Consider the following 19883-nt stretch of genomic DNA (forward strand, 5'->3'; position numbering starts at 1 on the left):
TTGCTGAATAAACGCTGACAAAAGTGTAAATCGTGCCAGCGAAGTAATGTATCAAGTTGTTACTTCAACGCAGTGCTGATAATGTCAAAAACTCTGTCTCTCTATCTTGAGATAGATAAACCCTGAGTAGATGACTCATAAAGGCAAATTTGTCTTAATACAAAGAGACACTAGTCTTAATAAATAGAATGGCGTTGGCTGTTACAGTAAGGATGTTAAAAATGCGAAGTGCAAAAGGCGTGACAGCGTTTGGACTGATGTTGGCATTGATTAGCGGCGCGAGTATTGCGGCTCCGAATCATACGCCTGCTGATGCGGGTGTGATTAATAAAGATCGAATTTTATATTGGTTGATTAAACGTGGCGAAGTGGCCGCGGATGCCAGTGATAGCGTCAAGCAGGAAGCGATAGAAGCATATATTCATCGTGCCACTTTGGCTCAACCTAAGGCGCCGCGCATCGAAGTTGAAGCCGAACATGCGCGTCTGCAAAGAGCTAAGTCATCGCAAATGATGCGCTCACCCGCACAGCGTTTACTGGTTGATGCGGATGTAAAAAAAACCGTTAAAGTACTCTCTATATTAGTGGATTTTCCTGATTTAAAACATGATAACAATGGCTTAAGTGCGGGTGATACGGCCATGTATTACCCAAGTTATCCTGCGTCCCACTACAAGGCATTACTTTTTTCGACGACTGGCTTTAATGGTCCACAGGGGCAGACGTTAGATTCGGCTTATCAATATTATCAAGCGGTTTCAGGGCAAACCTTCTCCTTTACTGGGGATGTAAAGGGTTGGTATACCGCCTCACAAAATGCCGAATACTATGGTGCTAATGATCCAGATACTCGTAGTGATTCACAGGTCGAACAATTGGTAAAAGAAGCCGTATCTCAAGCCGTCGCGAATATGTCTCCTGCAGAGTTAGCTAGCTATGATGTTGAAGACCAAAATGATTTGAACAACAACGGTAATTACAACGAGCCCGATGGCATTATCGACCATGTGATGATTTTCCACTCTAGCATAGGTGAAGAAGCCGGTGGTGGAGCTTTAGGCGCGAGTGCAATTTGGTCGCATCGATTTTTTGTTGACCAAGCAACCAATGGCTATGCGCTTCCTGGTACGGATAAAAAAGTATTCGGTTATACCATTCAGCCTATCGATGCGGCCACGGGCGTGTGTACCCATGAGTTTGGCCATGATTTAGGTCTGCCAGATGAATACGATACCACTGAAAATGATAATAAAGACGGCTCGCCTGTAGGGTTATGGTCTTTGATGTCTGGTGGAAGTTGGGCTGGTGCTATCGCTGGTGCCCAGCCGAGTGGCTTTAGTCCCTATGCGCGCTCTTACCTACAGGAAAGATATAAAGGTAAGTGGTTGAATGAACGTGAAATCAGTTTAGATAGTATTCCAAAATCTGGCATGGATGTGACCTTGAATGAGGCGGTTAATCATCAGGCGGTTAACCAGATCTCCATTCCACTTCCTCCAACGCCAATCCCCTTTAAAACACCTTATCAGGGCAGTTATCAGTATTATTCTGGTCAAGGGGATATGCTGAATAACAGCATGAATTTCAATGTTACTTTGCCCGCAGTCACGACAGATAAACTGATCCTTAGTATGAAAGCCAGTTGGAGTATTGAACGTGACTATGACTACATGCAAGTGAAAGTGGATGGTGAGGCTATTGCGGGTAATCATACTAAGTTTAACAATGGGGTAAATAGCGCTCGTCATATTATTACTGGCGAGTCGTCTGCGATTGCTCAGGCGGAAGGCAATGATGCTTGGGTAACGTTAGAGTATGATTTATCTGCCTATTCAGGGAAAACGATTGCGGTCGAGATCAATTATGTCACCGATGACTATACCGGAGGGTCAGGGATCACTCTCGATAACATCAGCGTTAAACAAAATACCACTGAGTTATATGGTGATAACGCCGAAGTCGCGGATAAAGTGACGTTTTATGGTTATAGCCGGATTAAGGACTCACGTCCTGGGGCGGCATCTCGCTATCTTATCCAACTGCGTAGCCATAACGGTGTCGATGCTGGCTTAAACGTGGCAAGTTTTGATCCTGGTGTATTAGTCTGGTTAGAAGATTTTGGTTACAGTGACAATAATGTCTCCGATCATGCGGGCCATGGCTTGATTGGCGTGATTGATGCTGACCAAAACCTGATTGGCACTCGCTCTACCGAGGTACAAATCCGCGATGCAGCCTTTAGCACAGTAAAACAAACCTTCTATGCAGGTGACAATAATCGCGATGCTGTCAGCCTGTTTGATGACAGTCTAGATTACAGTGCGCCGCTACAACCCCAGTCTGGTATGGTATTGCAGCAGTTAGGTTTGACGATGCAGGTACTATCGCAAGCCAGTAATAACAGCACAGCGGTTATTCGGTTAGCAAATGCAAATTCTGATGCTGTAGCGCCGTTAAAAGTCAGTTTTACTAATACGGTCAATCAATTAGTTGTAAACTTCACCAGTAATATTAATGGTGGTATGGGGGCATTAACCTACGCTTGGGATTTTGGTGATGGCACCACAAGTGCAGCGGCTTCGCCAACCCATACCTACGCAAGCGCAGGCTCTTATAATGTGACGCTTACAGTAACTGATGCGCAAAATACTAAAGATATTAGTAGTCTGACAGTGACCGTTACTGCACCAGTTACGCCGCCAGTCACACCTCCGGTGACTCCGCCGGCGAATGAAAGTTCTGGCGGTGGTAGTCTAGGTTGGTTGAGCCTTGCTTTCCTTGGCTTATTGACTTGGCGTCGTCAGTTAAATATTCGCTAAGTGAATCGCGTAATAGCAGATCAAAAATGCCTCTAATTTAGAGGCATTTTTATTTGTCATCAGTCATTAGTGCAGCTTTGGCTAAAGCTCGGATTCAAGCTTACGGATAGCTTGCTCGGCCGCAGGCAGAAAGATTTCACTGACGATCATTTCGTGTTCACCGTGATGAAAATAGCGGCGGCGTCCCCAGAGTTCATGTTCGACACTCTGATCTAAACTTTCGGCTAAATGCGCGAGGCGGCTACAGGTCTCAAAACTGGCGACTTCGATTCTGCCAGGGACAAAATGATCTTGGCTAAACAGTAGTTCACCTAAGGGGCGGGTGCCCAGCCCTAAAAAATCCGCTTGGCGCTCGGCCATTAACTTTTCGGGGATCAAGGTTCTGGCAAACACCCAAGGGATTGAGTCGAGGCAAAGTAACACTTCGCGGATCCATACTGAGCCTTGCTGGGGATATTCGCCATCTAAGGGCGCATGCAGTCCTTCGCCAAGGACTTTGACTTCAAATTGAGTGCAGCAAGTTTTGAGTTTTTGAGTTAGGCTGCCTGTAGCTAGCAACCATTCTTTCAAGGGCGATTTTGGGAGTTTGTCGGCTAGTTCGGCTGAAAACCACTGAATAGATTCACCATAGGGGAAGCTTAAGCTAGTCACATTCATTAAATACTCGTTACAATATAGGCAAACGTCGGCAGTTTAACATGTCGCGACACTAGCATATATACCCAAGCGACCTCCTGATACTGATCTGGCGTTTTCAGGTTGTTTGGCTATATAGATTGGGAAGTATTTTCCATCACCATGATTGTTTTTAGGGAGCCGCAAGTCGCTATGAAAAAATTACTCTCAGTCTGTCTGATCCTGTTTACCAGTGTTTTCAGTGTTTATGCGGCCGATGAAAAAGAAGCTGCACCCGCGGCAACACCTACGGGTGAATACGCCTACTATGGTTTTGAGCCCGAAATCGTCACTAACTACATTTCTAACCGTAAGAAATTAGGGTTTGTGAAGATCAGCGTCGAGTTAATGGTGAAGAGCCCCGATGATCTGGTCACTATTGAGCGTCACGATCCGCTATTACGCGCCGCGATTGTGGAAGTGTTAGGTAATCAATCGGAAGAAAAGATTAAGTCACTCACTGGCCGTGAAGAAATCCGTCGTGAGTGCTTCGATATGGTCAATAACTTGATCACTCAAGAAGCAGGTAAAGCATTGATTGTAAACTTACTCTTTACCTCTTATCTGTACGATTAATTCATTGTCTTATTCTATGGGCTGACTTATGTCGGCCCATTGCGTTACAAGAGCTGCTATGTCAAAACCTGCCGTTAAATCCGTTCCATCAGCGACTGCGAAAACCGCAACCCGCGCAGCGAGCCCCCGCCAAAAAGCTAACGCATCTAAGCAGGTTAAACCTGAAGGCAGGTCAAAGCCCAGCAAAGACAAACCTAGGGCTGAAATCAAAAAAGCCCTGCATCCGCGTAATGCCCACTTGAATGGCTATGATTTTCCGGCGCTAATCAGTGCATTCCCTCGGCTGAAAACCTTTGTGCGGCCCACGCCCTATGGCGCGTTGTCGATAGATTTTGCCGACCCCTTGGCAGTCAAAACCCTCAATGCGGCACTACTTAAACATCACTATGGGATTGGTTCTTGGGATATTCCTCAAGGAGCGTTATGTCCTCCTATCCCCGGTCGCGTCGATTATGTGCATTACGTGGCAGATCTGTTAGCCGAAGGCGATAAGTCATGTGCCATAAGTAAGGCGAGGGTATTAGATATTGGTACAGGCGCGAACGGTATTTATCCCATATTGGGCAGCCAAGTGTATGGCTGGCAATTTGTTGCCTCGGATATCAATGCCCATTCACTCACCAATGTGCAGAGTATTATCGAGCAAAACCCAGCGCTGCAAGGGCGGATAAGCTTACGATTACAGCCAGATGACAAGGCGGTCTTCAAGGGAGTAATCCAAGCCGAAGAGCGTTTTGAGTTAACCCTGTGTAATCCTCCATTTCATGCCTCTATGGCCGAGGCGAGCGAAGGTACAAAGCGTAAGGTGAATAATCTACAGCTTAATCGTGGGAGCTCAGTAAAGGCTGCACCTAAGCTGAATTTCGGCGGCCAAGCGGCAGAGCTTTGGTGCCAAGGCGGAGAGCGACAGTTCTTGGCGACTATGATCCGTGAGAGTCAGATGTTTGCAGACCAATGCCTGTGGTTCACTAGCCTAGTGTCGAAGCAAGAAAACCTGAAACCTTGTTATCAAGCCTTAGCACAGTTGAACGTCGATACAGTGAAGACGATTGAAATGCAGCAAGGCAATAAAATTACGCGGGTCTTAGCGTGGAGCTTTCAGTCGGCCGCTAAGCGCAAAATCTGGCGCGCTGAACACTTAGCCAATTAAGATTTTCAGTTTACTTAATAACAAAACAGGCGCCAATGGCGCCTGTTTTGATTAAAGGTAAAAATAACCACTGTTACTGCGGCTTTTCTTCCTGATGATCACGGCGGAATAACGCCCACTCTTCTATGGCTTCACCGTTTGGCAAGGTACAGATACCATGCTCACCTTCGGCGGTTTTCTCTATTACTAAGCTACCACCCTGAGAGATGCAATACTCAGAGGCCGGATTAGCAATCTTAACTTGCGCAGCAGGTTTTTCAGCTTCGCCGCAACCCACGAGTGCCACAGTTGCCAGCAGTAAAGTTGCAGTAAACGGTAATAGGCCTTTCATAGACACTCCTTGGTGACTTATTTACGCCCTAAAATTCGCAGAATGCGTAGGAATAAGTTGATGATATCCATATACAAAGCGGCAGCGCTATCGATGGCATTATCTATGGTTTTAGGGATCTGATTCGCCCGTCCCCAGTCGTAACCTATATACCCGCAGAAAATCAGCACCACTATCCAATCTAAAATGCCGTGGTGAGTATTAAAGATAAACACTTCAATTAGCTCGACTACGATAACCAGCAACAAAGCAATCGTGAGTGCACCGGCAATTTTCTGGAAAAAGGCGGGAAAGAGTGTGCCTAGACACATCATGGCAATGGTTACTAGGCCAGTAATGCGAATGGCTTCCGTCACTAATTCAGGGTCGTATTGACTGACTACCATATTGATAATTAAGCCGAAGGGGACGACTACAAAGTTGTAGCCAATAAAGCTGACCACGGGATTGCTCGATTTTTGAAACAGATAAATCCCGAAAAAACAGGAGGCAAAATAGCCGATAAAGAAAATCCAAGGATTCACGCTGGCAATCGCTTCTGGGTCGATATTGGTGACCATCCAATAGTTAACGGCAAAACCCCAAATCAGCGTGAGGCCGATAACGAGGTTGTAGATACCAGCGCCAACGATGGGATCGTCTGTGGTCATGCGATCAAATACACTATTTTCCGAATCCATATATTTTCCTTTTTATTTCCGTATGTTAACTGGTCGTTCAGCCTCACCAGCATCGGGCTAACTTAAGGCAAGTAAAGCTGTTTTTCAAGCGAGAATATCTTAAGCCTGAGTACCACAGACACTGCAGTTGGCGTGTTTCGGTAGTTTCATCTCACGAAACTCCATCGTCATCGCATCGATCATCAACATGCGTCCCGCTAAGGTTTTACCCATACCAGTGATGACCTTGATGGCTTCAACTGCCTGCAAGCAACCTATCATGCCGACCACAGGCGCGAGTATGCCTGACTCGACGCAGCTGAGTTGTTGCTCGCCAAATAGGGCGCTAAAGCAGTGATAACAAGGTGTGTCGCTGTGATAATCAAACACTGTGACCATGCCTTCCATCCGAATGGCTGCCGCGGACACTAAGGGCACTTTATGCTTAAAACAGCTGAGATTGAGTTGTTCGCGCACACTGACATTATCGGTGCAGTCGAGCACTAGATTGTGATTGGCGACAAGGGCGTCAATCTCATGATCATCTAATACTGCATTGATAATGTTGATCTTAATAAAGGGATTGAGCTGACTCAGGCTCTGTTTGGCCGATTCGACTTTTGGCTGGCCGACATTGGCATCTTGATGCAGCACTTGGCGCTGCAGGTTAGAGAGTTCAACGTGATCAAAATCGACCAAGGTCAGCTCGCCAATCCCTGCAACTGTGAGGTATTGGCTGGCGGCGCAGCCTAATCCGCCTGCACCTATCATCAACACTTTCGCTTGTTTTAGGTGTTCTTGGCCGTCGATATCCATGGCTTTGATGGAGATCTGACGGCTGTATCTTAAGAGTTCGCTGTCGCTGAGAATATCGTCAGGCACATTCATAGAGATTTTCCTAGCAGAGCACGCTGTTAAAGGGCTCGACCGTCACTTGCGTGCCAGCGGCAGTATCCCCTTGGAATTGTTCCAATAAAACGAAACAGTTCGCTAGGCTCATTGAAGTCAACATGCCAGAACCTTGGCTACCAGTAATGGCAACCTCGAGTTTGCCCTCTGCATTACGGCTTAAAATGCCCCGTTGATATTCGACGCGGCCCGGTTGTTTACGCACCGGTGTGGTGAGTATGGCGTCTAACATCAAAGGTTCAACTGGGGTTAAACCCTGCATCTTGTTCAGGATAGGCCAAACGAGCTTATAAAACGTCACCATAGAAGACACGGGATTGCCCGGTAAACCACAGAATACCGCATTGCCAATTTTTCCCATGGCGAAGGGCTTGCCTGGTTTGATGGCGAGTTTCCAGAAGGTGATTTTGCCTTCTTCATCGAGAATTTGTTTCGTGAAATCCGCTTCGCCTACCGACACGCCGCCCGAGGTTAGCACCATATCTGCTTGGCTGGCGGCTTGGCGAAATGCCTGACGTATGGCTTCAGGATCATCGGCTATTACGCCTAAATCAAGCCATTCCACATTAGCGCGGCTGAGTAAACCTTGAATCGAGTAACGGTTTGAATCGTAAATTTGCCCCGGCGCGAGTTCGCTGCCAACAGGACGCAGTTCGTCACCCGTGGAGAAAAACGCCACCTTAAGTTGACGATAGACTCGCACTTGGCTGATACCAATAGTGGCCAATACGCCGAGTTCGGCAGCGCCAATTTGAATACCAGCAGTGAGCACCTTAGTGCCTTGGGTCAGCTCTTCGCCACGGCAACGCACATTGGCACCTTGCGCCTTAGGATGGCGAATATGAATAATCTCACCTTCAACTTCGGCTTCTTCCTGCATCTGCACTGTGTCATAACCCGCAGGCACGGGCGCGCCCGTCATGATCCGTATGCAGGTATTAGGTTTAGCTTCACCTTCAAAACCATGGCCGGCGAACGAACTGCCGATAAGGCGTAATGAGGTGTGATTGGTTTGCGTATTCAAGTCGACAAAACGGAAGGCGTAACCGTCCATTGAGGAGTTGTCGAAGGGGGGCAGGTCTATACAGGAAGCGAGATCTTCCGCAAGGACGCGACCAAGGGCATGGGGAAGCAATACGACTTCGGTGTCTGACACTGGGCTAACTTGTTCGAGCAAAAGGGGAATAGCTTGATCTGGATGCATTAAGCTAGGTTGCGAACAAGGATCGGCTGTTACGGACATGAGGGTCTGCCTTATATGCAATGGGTCGTGATGACGCTGAATGAATTTCCACCTGACTATGATTGGCTATTATGCCACGGTGATCGGCGATGGCTATGATTTGCATGTGAGTTTCTGTGATAGGCCAGTCAGTTTTTCCTGCCACTTTGGATGATAACCTAGCAATAAGTAACGCAATTTGCGCAGCTAAGTCGAAGGCTGAACGCGAGTCGCTGGACAAATGAAAATCATTTTTATCAATGAATCATTAACTTAGCTAAAAATCTAAAGGTAAATTTTGTTGCTTTTGTCGACCCCCTTGATGACAATGTGCCCCATGATTCAGTTCGAATGCAAAAGAGGATTTACTATGCTGTCAGCCACTATGATCGAAAAGTTGAATGAACAAATTAATATGGAGTTCTTCTCCTCAAATTTATACCTGCAAATGAGTGCATGGTGTGAAGATCAGGGATTTGAAGGTGCAGCTAAGTTTATGCGTGAGCACGCGGACGAAGAAATGGGCCATATGCGTCGTCTATTCACTTATGTGAGTGAAACCGGTGGCTTACCTTTGTTAGGGGCGATCGAAGCGCCGCAGTCACAGTTTAGTTCTTTACTGGCTCTGTTCGAACTTACCTACGAGCATGAGCAGTTGATCACCAGTCAGATCAATGCCTTGGCCCATGCTGCCTTTTCGAATCAAGACTATTCAACCTTCAACTTCCTGCAATGGTATGTGGCCGAGCAGCACGAAGAAGAAAAGCTGTTTAAGTCGATTGTCGATAAGATACGTTTAGTGGGTGAAGATGGTAAGGCACTGTTCTTTATTGATAAAGATTTAGCTAAGTTAGCCTCTAAGGGCGGCGAAAGCATAATGAACGGTCAAGGCCAACCACAGGCTTAAGCGCGTTTTATTCGCCACAAAAAAGCAGCCTAGGCTGCTTTTTTGCTATTTATTCTTCAATTCTTTTTACTATTAGTTGCTAGCTTTCAGCATCTTAGATATTCACGCATCTATCTTGGTAATCGTGGTTGAGCAGTGCTGTGTGCTTGATGTGCAGCAAGGGGGTGATCTCGTCGAAGGGCAGTGGTTTAGAGATCAAATATCCTTGGGCGAAGTGGCAACCTAAATCACGCAGGAAATGCCACTGGGCCTCGGTTTCTATGCCTTCGGCTACTAATTCCATTTCGAGACTTTGCCCCATCATGACGATGGCTTTGACTAAGTTAGCATTAGCGTTACTTTCGAGGGCATTTTCCACAAAGCTACGATCGATTTTAATCACTGAAATCGGGAATTTTTTCAAATAACTCAGGGAAGAATAACCCGTACCGAAGTCATCGATATAGATTTGCGAGCCTAAATGGCGAATCGATTCGAGTGTGCTCAAGCAGTGGCTGGCATCGCCCATCAGCATGCTTTCTGTGATCTCAATATGCACATTGCGCGGGTTCACATGGTGGCGGTTAAAGCATTCCTGCAGCACTTGGTCGAATCCCATGCCGCGGGTGTTGATACATTGGCGGCCAGAAACATTAATCGCAACATTGATTTTTAAGCCACTTTTCTGCCACTGTCTCAAATCATGCATGGCTTGGTTGAGCACCCATTCGCCCATAGGTTCTATCAGTCCGGTTTCTTCGGCCAGCGGGATAAATTGATCCGGTGGGATCAGGCCAAAGTCAGGATCTTGCCAGCGGATAAGGGCTTCGACGCTGCAGACTACTCCAGTTTGCATATCCACTATGGGTTGATAATGCAGGGCAAATTCATTTTGTGCCACGGCGCGGCGCAGGCGTTGCTCTAACTCCATCCGAGCGAACATGGCTTCATTCATGCCCGCGGTAAAGTATTTGAAATTGTTCCGTCCCGCATCTTTAGCTTGATACATGGCGGTTTCGGTATTGCGGGTGAGTGAGCTGACATCGAGGCCATCTTCGGGATAGACGCCGATACCAAAGCTGGCTGAAATCTGGATCTCGCGGTCATTTAAGTCAAATGGTATGCCTAAGGTTTCGATAATACGCGTTGCCATGTGTTCGATGGCGAGTTCGTTAGTCAGTCGCGGCAATATAAGCACAAATTCATCCCCCCCGATGCGGGCGATAAAGTCGGTTTTACCCGCAATGCTTTCTAAGCGCTTGGCCACATCTTTAAGTAATAAGTCGCCCGTGGCATGGCCTTGCACATCGTTGATGTATTTGAATTGGTCTAAGTCAATCAGCAGAATCGCCAGTTTGCGTGAGTCATGCTGCGCCACATGGATTTCGTGCTGCAGGCGCTCATTAAACAACTTACGATTAGGCAGGCCCGTTAACGCATCGAAGTTGGCTTGATACCAAAGATCTTGCTCATATTGCTTACGCTTACTGATATCCATAAATAAACCAATGTGTTGGATTATTTTCCCCTGCTCATTTCGCACCACAGTAATGGCTAAATACTCGGGATACACTTGGCCATTTTTGCGCTTATTCCAAACCTCGCCCTCCCATTTTCCTTCTGTTTGCAGCGACTCCCACATGGCGGTGTAAAAGTGCTGTGGGTGACGGTTAGCACTGAGAAGGGATGGACTGCGGCCTTTCACTTCTTCCAATGTATAGCCAGTAATATTGCAGAAAGCCGGATTGACCAGTTCGATATGGTTGTCGGCATCAGTCACCATTATGCCCTCGGCAGAATAGTCAAATACAGCAGCGGCGCGGGTGAGAGCATGGTTTGCCTTCTGCCGTTCGCTGATCATGCGGTTCATGGCGCGAGCCATGCGAGCCAGTTCATCGGTACCTGAGACGCGGATATTGATATTGAGCTTGGGATCTTCCGCCATTTGCTGCATATCATTGGCAATCTTAGTGATTTTATCCATAAAGTTGCGAATGATCTTCTGTCCGAGCCAGAGTGTAACGGTTGCGGTAAATAGGGCTGATAACAAGTACAAGCCGAGGAAGGTCAGGGCTTGGTTTTGTTGATACTCGCTCTGCTGCGCCATGGTCTGGGTGATGTCCTTGGCGAGTTGATGCAGTTGTTCGATACGCTTTGTGGTGAGTCCCCACCATTTTTGGCTGTCAATCGGGTGTGGCGGCATTAACAGCTGTGTCATCGCTTGGCTTAACTTGTCCTCACTGGCTGGGACTTGCGCGATGGCGTTGATCTCCGCCATCGGCAAACCTTGCTGCCGCAGTTGCTTTAGCTTGACCATGCTGAACTGGTATTGATCTACGCTGTTCTCAATGGTTTTCAGCGCCGACTTAAATTCGGGGAGAAAGCGAATTTCGTGATTGAGTTCATCTAAGTTGAGGTGAATGTTCGCTAGCGCATCATTAAATTTTTGCAGTGAAACGTCATCGCCCTTCAGCAGATAGTCCTGAAAACTCCCCATTAAGCCACCGTAACCTAAGTTGGCATTAATATTCTGTGCCAGTGCGCTAATGCGGGTTTGTTGCTCGATTTGTTGGCTAATTTGCAGAATACGTTGATTCTCTGGCGAATCTTGCAGGTTTTTCAGTAACGATTTTCTATCGGAAATCGCGGCACTGCTCGCGTGCATCACAGCTCGGCCATATTCATACATGAAGGAGCCTATGGTGCGGTAATCATTCAAATTGAGTGAGTCGCTGAGCAGCAAATGATTGATCGCGCTACGTTCTTTTACGGCGAGTTCTTGCACCATCAGCAAGTTTATTAAATCGGTATAGGCGCGGGATTGGCTGATTTCGTTGGTTTGTAACTGCAATAGTTGAATGAGCTGTAATAGCTGAGTGTGCAGTTGACTATAGAGATCACTAAACGAGCCTTGTGTTTCGCTCGCAAGAGTTTGACGTGCGTTGGCGAGTCTGTGGCCTGTGAGTGTGATGGCATCTAATAATGCGTTCATCTGACTGGCTTCAATACTCTTAGGATCGAGCGACTCACTGAGGTGGGCTAAAGGTTCACTGTTAAGTAACGTATCGAGAGCTTTGGAGGTCGCCTGTTGTTGCGTGACTAGCGCGTTATCGGCGGGCAGTTGATTGGTGCTCAGACCATATTCGTTCTGCAACTGATACAGTAATTCGGTGATGTGTACCGTCGCCTGCACCGCAAGATGGTTGTGCTTGGCCGAGTGTGATTCATTTATTAAGCCATGCATGCGCGTCAGGATAAAAAAACTCATCATCAACAAGGGGACAAGCGAAAATAGTATGAGCTTTTGCTTCAAACTAAGGTGGTGTAACGCTGACGGCATTAAAGATCACTCCACTCGTTCGCCTAGTCAAAAAAAGAAATTCAACGTCATCACGTTGAACTTGAGTTGAAAATGGAACTAGGCACAGGGTGAGAATATTTAACATAGGCGGCCAGTCACCGCGACCTTTAGTTTATGGATATCTAATCTAGGTCACGAAATTAAGCAAATTGTTATATATCGAGCTAAACAGCTATTTTTATTAGCATATTTTGTGCCTATCAAACAAACATTTCATTTGTCTGTGATGTGAGACAGTTTTTGCCATTCGAAAGAATGACTTTATTTCATGTTCCATGGGCAGTGATTCAGGGAAGATATAAAAAGTGGGATAGGCGAAGTTGGGCTGCAAATAACGCCCAATAAAAAGGACGTTTGCCGCAGCGAAACGTCCTTTATTTTTTAGCTAATGACCTAAGTTTAGGCCATTGAAGTCTGACTTAACCGACCTTCGCCAGTAGCGATTTACGGTAGACCACTATGTCTTCAATCGTCAGCACAGGCATATTGTGCAGTGCGCCGAAGGCGATAATTTCGGGTAAACGCGCCATAGTACCGTCTGGGTTAGTGACTTCACACAATACACCTGCGGGTTTTAAGCCAGCGAGTTGCACTAAATCGATCGTGCCTTCGGTATGGCCGCGGCGAGTTAACACGCCGCCCGGTTGGGCGCGAAGTGGATACACATGGCCAGGGCGAGCGAGATCGCTTGGCTTAGCGTTGTCGGCAATCGCGGCTTTAATGGTGGTCACGCGGTCAGCGGCAGAAACCCCAGTCGTTACACCGACAGTCGCTTCAATGCTCACAGTAAATGCCGTGCCGTATTGGCTCGAGTTGTGCTCGACCATAGCAGGCAGTTCGAGGGCTTTGATTTTTTCATCGGGTAAACACAGGCAAACAATACCGCTACATTCACGGATGAGCATGGCCATTTGGGCGTTCGTCAGTGTCTCGGCAGCGAAAATTAAATCGCCTTCGTTTTCTCTATCTTCGTCATCGACAACTAACACACCTTGGCCTTGACGCAGGGCATTAAGACCCGCTTCAACGCGTTCGATAGCAGTACCAAAAGGAGCAAGTAAAGACTGATTCATGGTTAATATCCTTAAAAAATACGACATTGGAATATCCAGAATCAGGGCGTGCAGAAATACAACCTAATCAAACCTAATGGCTCGATTTTGCTGTAGCAATATCACTTCACTTGGGGTGAAGTTATTGCAAAACATGAGGCTAACACTGCAATACATAAGCGCGTTGCACTTAAATACCACAATGTTGTCTTACATTCTCTTCCATCCGGACTCAGCACTGTCGCCATTAAAGCAAACAGTCCATTACCGTCGGCTCTGGAATAGTCAGTTTTGCACTAGGCAAAATCTAAGGCACCAGATCTGCTGACCCCGAAAGTGATTTCGGGCGCTCGCGGGCTTTGGGGGTGCTCAGTTAAATAATCACTTAGCGTTACCCATTTACCGCCGGTGGGGAGTTTCACCCCGCCCTGAGAATTTGCTTTTGAACCGTTTGCGCTCAAAAACGCGGTTATGTTGCTCTTATTTACCGCGAATGGCAACTTCTCGCGTTCAATGTTTGCGCTAGTGCACACCTGACCACTATCATACTAATTTATTTGCCGTCGCATTTTTCGACGGTCGTTAATGGACGTCACAAGGACGTATAAATGCGATCTCTGCTGCTAACTTTAGGTATTGCCATGTTGTTATCCGGTTGTTCGACCTCAAAAGGGCAAGTACCCGCCCCAGTTGCTGAAAAAATTCCCCATGTGATGACCTTGCATGGCGTAACGCGCACCGATGATTACTATTGGCTGCGTGACGATGAACGCAAAGATCCTAAAGTGTTGGCCCATCTCGAAGCTGAGAATCGCTACACTGCGGCTTATTTCAAACCCTTAAAGCCGCTGCAAGATGGCCTCTTTAAAGAGTTAACTGAGCGCTTAGTCGCCGATGAGTCGAGCGTGCCGTACCAATGGCACCAGCACAGCTATTACAGTCGTTATAAAGAAGGCGGCGAATATCCGCTAATCAGCCGTAAGGGCGCCGATGGCGTTGAGCAAGTGATGCTGGATGTGAACGAGCGAGCAAAGGGCCATGAGTTTTATGGCTTAGGCGGCGCGAGTGTCAGCTCAGATGAAACCATGTTGGCCTTTGGTGAAGACGTCCTCAGCCGCCGTGTATATCACATCTATTTTAAAGATTTGGCCTCGGGTGACATGATCGTCGACGTGCTTGAAAACACCGAAGGTCGCGTAGTGTGGGCAAACGACAACAAACATGTGTTCTATATCGCCAAAGATTTGCAAACCTTACTTGGCTACCAAGTGTATCGCCATGAGCTGGGCACTAAGCAATCAAGCGATGTTTTAGTGTATGAAGAACAAGACGATTCTTTTTATATTTCACTCGGCAAAACCTTAGATGAGTCGCAAATTGTGTTGTTCCAAGAGAGCACCACGACGAGCGAAGTGTCAGTGCTTGATGCCAAGGATCCTCTGGGTTTATTCAAGCCAGTGTTAGCGCGGGAAGAAGGCCACGAATACAGTGTGTCTAAGTTGGGTGATACTTATTACATTCTCACCAACTGGCAGGCGACTAACTTCCGTTTGATGAAAGTTGCCATCAAAGATGCGGCGGACAAATCTAAGTGGCAAGAAGTGGTAGCGCATAACCCCAATGCCCGTATCGAAGACGAGTTAGTGCTCAAGGATTATCTGATTATTCAGACCCGCGAAAATGGCCTGACGCGAATTAAAGTGATGCCGTTCAATGGTCAAAAGCCTTTCGAACTGAGCTTTGATGAACCTGCCTATGTGATGGGTTTAGATGTTAATTCTCAGCAAGACAGCAATAAGTTACGCATTTTCTACTCTAGTCTGACAACGCCAGAAGCCGTATACGAATATTCGCTAGTGAATCCAGATAGACGGGATTTATTAAAACAAGATCAAGTCTTAGGCGGCTTCGATGCCAGCCAATATCGTGCCGAACGTGTGTTTATTACCGCCCGTGATGGTGTGAAAGTGCCCGTTTCTTTGGTGTATCGTAAAGATAAATTCAAGAAAGATGGTACTAACCCTCTGTATCAATACGGTTATGGATCTTACGGTTACACAGTTGAACCCGATTTTTCTTCATCCGTTATCAGTCTGCTCGATCGCGGTTTTGTGTATGCCATCGCCCACGTGCGCGGTTCAGAAATGCTCGGCCGCCCTTGGTATGACGACGGTAAGCTATTGAATAAGCAAAACACCTTCAATGATTTTATCGACGTAACAACGGCATTAACGGCACAAGGTTATGGCGATAAAAACAAGGTTGTCGCCTCTGGCGGCAGTGCGGGCGGTTTGCTAATGGGCGCAATTGCTAACCAAGCGCCGGATAAGTACTTTGCCATCGCCGCCCATGTACCTTTTGTTGATGTGGTGACGACTATGCTGGACGAGTCGATTCCATTGACGACCAATGAGTACGACGAGTGGGGCAATCCGAACGAGAAAACCTATTTCGATTACATGCTGAGTTACTCGCCCTACGACAATGTCACCGAGCAAGAATACCCACACATGTTAGTGACGACGGGTTTGCATGACTCGCAAGTGCAGTATTTTGAACCCGCCAAGTGGGTCGCTAAACTGCGTGATGTTAAAAACCAATGGTACAAGAGCGACGATAAAGTCTTGTTACTTAACGTGGATATGGAAGCCGGCCACGGCGGTAAGAGTGGTCGTTATCGCCAGTACCAAGACACAGCCCAAGAATATGCCTTCTTCTTGAGTCTGTTAGGTATGGCAAAGTAGGTCATTCGTAAGTGACCGAATCTGCCCTTTGGTACTTGTATCTAGTCCGCTGCGCCAACGGGCATTTATACACAGGCGTCACCACCGACGTAGCGCGACGCTTTAGCGAGCATCAGTCGGGTGGCATCAAATCCGCTAAGTATCTGCGCGGTAAAGGTCCATTAACGCTGATGTATCAAGAGCAGGTTGGCAGTCACGGCGATGCACTGCGCCGTGAAATTGCAGTTAAAAAGCTGAGTCGTGCTCAGAAATTGGCGTTGATCGAATCTGTACTCAGATGACACTGAACTCTGACATCATTCAGATCTTATTGTTTTCAGGCAAAAGCTAAATCAACGTCGTGGGGCTTCACCCCACACCCGACCAAGGAGGACTGCTCGTCCTATCCTCCTTGGATTCTCCAAGACGCATCCCTGCACCTGCGAAAGCTAGCTCGCCATCCATGGCGAGACTCACGCAATTTGTCTATTCGCCCTGCGGCAACTCCGAGGGGAGGTGAACCCCTGTCGCTTTGGTGTTGTCTGCGATTTGCTTAAAAAGATACGCATGTCCTGTCTTATTTCCGTCATTCCCGCAGTGTTTTTGAGCGGGAATCCAGATGTTTGTATATGCCGATGAAACGATTTAAGCACTGTCAATCCAGTGACACGCAGCCTTTTACCGCGATTCTGTTGTTTTGCCGCAAAATTTAACCATGGTTTTCTCGATAAACTTCTTTAGGCAAATCGATCTGCAATGGAAAAAGTAACAAAACCGACGCGACTGCAAACAGGTTCATGATGATTGGCTGGATGCATAACCAGCCGTTTTTGATCACGGGGTCGGTCCGGCCTGATGGCGTAAAATCTCGATTAAAGTAGCATCGGCAGTTAAAACCATGGTGTTGCAGCTTTCTATGCAAGCCAAAATAGCGACCCGCGGCCCATTTTGCCAGGCGGCACAGGCATAAAACGCCTGCTGGCTTTGCTGACAATCCGCTAAGCTGTGATAAGCCCTCACTAACATGTAGGCGTCTGGGGTTTGCAAAGAGGCTGAGGCGAGAACCACATCAATCCCTGCGGCGGCCAATAGTGGTAAGGATTTTTCATGTAACAATTGATGGAACTGTGACCCAGTACCTGGTTTTAATTGGTAACTCCGAATTTCAATGATATTTTGCATCGATGAGCATCTGCGAAAGTGGCAATAACAAGCCACTATGGTAAGTGGAAAACTCGTGTCGACACAGTGTAAATCCCAAGCATTTGCCGCGATACAACCACTGAATTAAAGATATTTCACTAGGTTTACTATGGCTTTTGAACTTGATAACTACGACCGCAAAATTATCGCCCTGTTGCAAAGTAATGCGCGCATCAGCTACACCGAAATTGGCCGGCAAGTCCATCTCACTGCGCCCGCGGTAACAGAGCGGGTGCGACGTTTGGAAGAGGCTGGTGTGATTACGGGCTACCAAACCCGAGTTAATTTACGCGCCTTGGGTTATAGCTTTGAAGCTTTTATCAATATTGTGGTGGATTCACATGCTGCCTTGGATGCTTGGGCTGCTGCGCATTCCGAGGTGTTAGCACTGCATGCGACCACCGGTAACCACTGTGCGCTGATGCACATAGGTGTCACCTCGCCGGAACATTTACAAGGCTTGTTAATGTCGTTGGGTAAAATAGGTAAAACCAGTACCTCGATGGTGCTGTCGTCTCAGTTTGAAAACCGTCCACGCTGTCATGGTGATCAATTGCCGAAATCCTCCTAATGCGCTCCTCAAAACTGGCGCTTGCCAACGGCAATTTGCAGCGTCAGTAACGCCTATGCTCAACCAATGCGCAGTGTTTTTTCGACCTTCAAGTCCTTGCTCACGGGGCAATTTAGCCAGCTTTCGCCATTTGTGCGAAATCCAAAGAAAAACCGGTTTAAATCTGTGAAATCCGTGGTTCACCCAGGCTAATTACTTGGTTTTGTCTATGTCCTGATAACGCCTGGCGCCTTATGATCTCGTTCGGCACTTGCCCTTTCTACAGCATCACTCAGTCAAGGAAAACACAGTGTGAATGACCCTAAACATGATTTTGATTTTTTCGTTGGCCGCTGGCGGATAGAGAACCAACGGCTGCGTCATCGTTTGCAACATTCCAACGACTGGGAGCATTTCGAAGCGAACCAAGAGATGCGATTGCTGCCTGGTGGCATCGGCAACTACGATGATTTCCTCGCACCCTCCTGGCGCCCGGGTTTTGTCGGCATGTCGCTGCGTTTGTTTAATCCGCAAACGCAATTGTGGAGTATTTATTGGCTCGACAATATCAACGCTGGTCTTGATGGCACCGGTAGTTTAATGCCGCCGGTCGTAGGTAAGTTTGAAAATGGTATTGGCATCTTCGAATGTGATGATGAACTGGATGGCAAACCTATTCGGGTTCGCTACAAATGGTTTGACACCTCTACCGAAACCCCGCGCTGGGAGCAAGCTATGTCTGCAGATCAAGGTAAAACCTGGGAAGTGAATTGGCGCATGCAAATGTTCCGACAATAAATTTATGGTTGCAAACCCGAATCGTGTTGAATGGCCAAGCAGTAGATTATGGATATACCCAAACAACCCACAGCTCTGGCACTTAAAAAATATAGGAAAATCATGCTAAGCACTAAATTAATAAACAAAATCACGACATTCCGCCAGTTGCACAGTCAAGGCGGTTTACTACTCAATAATGTATGGGATGTGATGAGTGTGCGTCTTGCCGAAAAAGCTGGAGCGACCGCAATTGCGACAACCAGCGCAGGCGTTGCATGGTCAATGGGATATGCCGATGGCCATACCATCCCCCGCAAGTGCGTGCTGCAACATGCGGCCGCAATTGTTGCCAGTACCGAACTGCCTGTGTCTATCGACGTTGAAAACGGCTTGCTAAGCGCTGGCGAAAGCATGAACGACTTGGCGCAAGATCTACTGGCTGCAGGGGTCGTCGGCGTGAATCTGGAAGATACACAGGACGGCAGTATGCTCGATCTTGTGAGCGGCGCACAACGCATTCAACAATTGCGTGACGCCTGCAAAGCATTGGACTACCCGCTATTTATTAATGCCCGGATGGATGTATTGCTTCGCGGCGGAAACAAGGATGCCGACAGCTTAATCAACCGAGCTCAAGCTTATATTGCGGCTGGTGCAGATGGGATTTTTATTCCCGGGTTAATCGATTTAGCACTGTGCCAGCAAGTGGCCCTTGGTATTGATGCACCTTTGAACGTGATGGCATTATCGGGTGCGCCGAGCGCCAACGAAATCTTCTCCACGGGAGTCAAGCGTTATAGCGCAGGGTCCTTTATGGCAGAATCCGCATATAGCCATGTGTTGGCTCAGATGCACATATTTCAGCAAACCGGTTATTTGCAGCCCGCCGTGAGTCATTTGAGTTATGGCGAGATGAACCAGATGATCGGCTCGTTGGAAATTGCCGACTAAAGCAACGGAAGAGCCAGTCAGTATCAAGGCATGGCT

The 19883-nt window shown here is 47.4% G+C and carries 16 protein-coding genes, 1 pseudogene and 1 riboswitch; of the genes and pseudogenes, 9 read left to right on the plus strand and 8 right to left on the minus strand.

The window, feature by feature from the left end:
* The first annotated feature begins 221 nt into the window (after positions 1-221).
* On the plus strand, positions 222-2819 hold the full coding sequence (locus Q4Q49_RS08885) for an immune inhibitor A domain-containing protein (RefSeq protein ID WP_311999168.1): 2598 nt from the start codon (positions 222-224) through the stop codon (positions 2817-2819).
* A gap of 81 nt (positions 2820-2900) precedes the next feature.
* On the opposite strand, the gene Q4Q49_RS08890 is transcribed toward Q4Q49_RS08885, so the two are convergent.
* Positions 2901-3476, minus strand: coding sequence for a chorismate lyase (locus Q4Q49_RS08890; RefSeq protein ID WP_107946211.1), 576 nt, complete (start codon positions 3474-3476; stop codon positions 2901-2903).
* A gap of 171 nt (positions 3477-3647) precedes the next feature.
* On the opposite strand from Q4Q49_RS08890, the gene Q4Q49_RS08895 reads away from it, so the two are divergent.
* Positions 3648-4070: a flagellar basal body-associated protein FliL gene (locus Q4Q49_RS08895; protein ID WP_107946212.1), complete on the plus strand. Its 423-nt coding sequence runs from the start codon at positions 3648-3650 to the stop codon at positions 4068-4070.
* Positions 4071-4128: 58 nt separating this feature from the next.
* Positions 4129-5220 carry a 23S rRNA (adenine(1618)-N(6))-methyltransferase RlmF gene (gene rlmF, locus Q4Q49_RS08900; RefSeq protein ID WP_311990972.1) on the plus strand — a complete coding sequence of 364 codons (1092 nt, stop codon included), beginning with the start codon at positions 4129-4131 and terminating at the stop codon, positions 5218-5220.
* 73 nt (positions 5221-5293) lie between these two features.
* On the opposite strand, the gene Q4Q49_RS08905 is transcribed toward rlmF, so the two are convergent.
* From Q4Q49_RS08905 to moeA, 4 genes are all read right to left on the minus strand, one after another.
* Positions 5294-5551 carry a DUF333 domain-containing protein gene (locus Q4Q49_RS08905; protein WP_106648564.1) on the minus strand — a complete coding sequence of 86 codons (258 nt, stop codon included), beginning with the start codon at positions 5549-5551 and terminating at the stop codon, positions 5294-5296.
* Positions 5552-5568: 17 nt separating this feature from the next.
* Positions 5569-6231 (minus strand): Bax inhibitor-1 family protein, encoded by a 663-nt coding sequence (locus tag Q4Q49_RS08910; protein ID WP_106648561.1) that lies wholly within the window; start codon positions 6229-6231, stop codon positions 5569-5571.
* Positions 6232-6330: 99 nt separating this feature from the next.
* Positions 6331-7098, minus strand: a complete 768-nt coding sequence (moeB, locus tag Q4Q49_RS08915; protein ID WP_011982076.1) for a molybdopterin-synthase adenylyltransferase MoeB — start codon at positions 7096-7098, stop codon at positions 6331-6333.
* A 10-nt stretch (positions 7099-7108) separates the two neighbouring features.
* Positions 7109-8362 (minus strand): molybdopterin molybdotransferase MoeA, encoded by a 1254-nt coding sequence (gene moeA / locus Q4Q49_RS08920; protein WP_311999169.1) that lies wholly within the window; start codon positions 8360-8362, stop codon positions 7109-7111.
* A 349-nt stretch (positions 8363-8711) separates the two neighbouring features.
* Between moeA and ftnA the strand changes: the two genes are divergently transcribed.
* Positions 8712-9248 carry a non-heme ferritin gene (gene ftnA / locus Q4Q49_RS08925; protein ID WP_006083664.1) on the plus strand — a complete coding sequence of 179 codons (537 nt, stop codon included), beginning with the start codon at positions 8712-8714 and terminating at the stop codon, positions 9246-9248.
* A 94-nt stretch (positions 9249-9342) separates the two neighbouring features.
* Here ftnA and Q4Q49_RS08930 read toward each other — a convergent pair whose 3' ends face one another.
* Together Q4Q49_RS08930 and ribB are read right to left on the minus strand one after the other, a co-directional pair.
* Positions 9343-12567 carry an EAL domain-containing protein gene (locus Q4Q49_RS08930; RefSeq protein WP_311999170.1) on the minus strand — a complete coding sequence of 1075 codons (3225 nt, stop codon included), beginning with the start codon at positions 12565-12567 and terminating at the stop codon, positions 9343-9345.
* Between the two features lie 440 nt (positions 12568-13007).
* Positions 13008-13661: a 3,4-dihydroxy-2-butanone-4-phosphate synthase gene (gene ribB, locus Q4Q49_RS08935; RefSeq protein ID WP_011848186.1), complete on the minus strand. Its 654-nt coding sequence runs from the start codon at positions 13659-13661 to the stop codon at positions 13008-13010.
* A gap of 189 nt (positions 13662-13850) precedes the next feature.
* Positions 13851-14080, minus strand: a riboswitch (FMN riboswitch).
* Between the two features lie 168 nt (positions 14081-14248).
* Here ribB and Q4Q49_RS08940 point away from each other — a divergent pair.
* Both Q4Q49_RS08940 and Q4Q49_RS08945 read left to right on the plus strand, forming a co-directional pair.
* Positions 14249-16384 carry a S9 family peptidase gene (locus tag Q4Q49_RS08940; protein ID WP_311999171.1) on the plus strand — a complete coding sequence of 712 codons (2136 nt, stop codon included), beginning with the start codon at positions 14249-14251 and terminating at the stop codon, positions 16382-16384.
* Between the two features lie 20 nt (positions 16385-16404).
* Positions 16405-16665 (plus strand): annotated as a pseudogene (locus tag Q4Q49_RS08945) (GIY-YIG nuclease family protein); the annotation flags it as partial.
* A 532-nt stretch (positions 16666-17197) separates the two neighbouring features.
* Here Q4Q49_RS08945 and Q4Q49_RS08950 read toward each other — a convergent pair.
* Positions 17198-17545 carry a hypothetical protein gene (locus Q4Q49_RS08950; protein WP_311999172.1) on the minus strand — a complete coding sequence of 116 codons (348 nt, stop codon included), beginning with the start codon at positions 17543-17545 and terminating at the stop codon, positions 17198-17200.
* A 130-nt stretch (positions 17546-17675) separates the two neighbouring features.
* Here Q4Q49_RS08950 and Q4Q49_RS08955 point away from each other — a divergent pair, with 130 nt between their 5' ends.
* The 3 genes from Q4Q49_RS08955 (at position 17676) to Q4Q49_RS08965 (ending at position 19847) form a co-directional block, all read left to right on the plus strand.
* Entirely contained in the window at positions 17676-18137 is a 462-nt protein-coding gene (locus Q4Q49_RS08955) for an AsnC family transcriptional regulator (protein WP_311999173.1), read from the plus strand.
* A gap of 291 nt (positions 18138-18428) precedes the next feature.
* A complete protein-coding gene (locus Q4Q49_RS08960; RefSeq protein WP_219251730.1) occupies positions 18429-18914 on the plus strand; it encodes a hypothetical protein in 486 nt (161 codons plus the stop codon).
* A gap of 102 nt (positions 18915-19016) precedes the next feature.
* Entirely contained in the window at positions 19017-19847 is an 831-nt protein-coding gene (locus tag Q4Q49_RS08965; RefSeq protein WP_311999174.1) for an isocitrate lyase/phosphoenolpyruvate mutase family protein, read from the plus strand.
* Positions 19848-19883: the final 36 nt, after the last annotated feature.

Origin of the sequence: Shewanella sp. SP1S1-7, assembly GCF_031932105.1 — a bacterium.
GTDB lineage: Bacteria > Pseudomonadota > Gammaproteobacteria > Enterobacterales > Shewanellaceae > Shewanella > Shewanella baltica.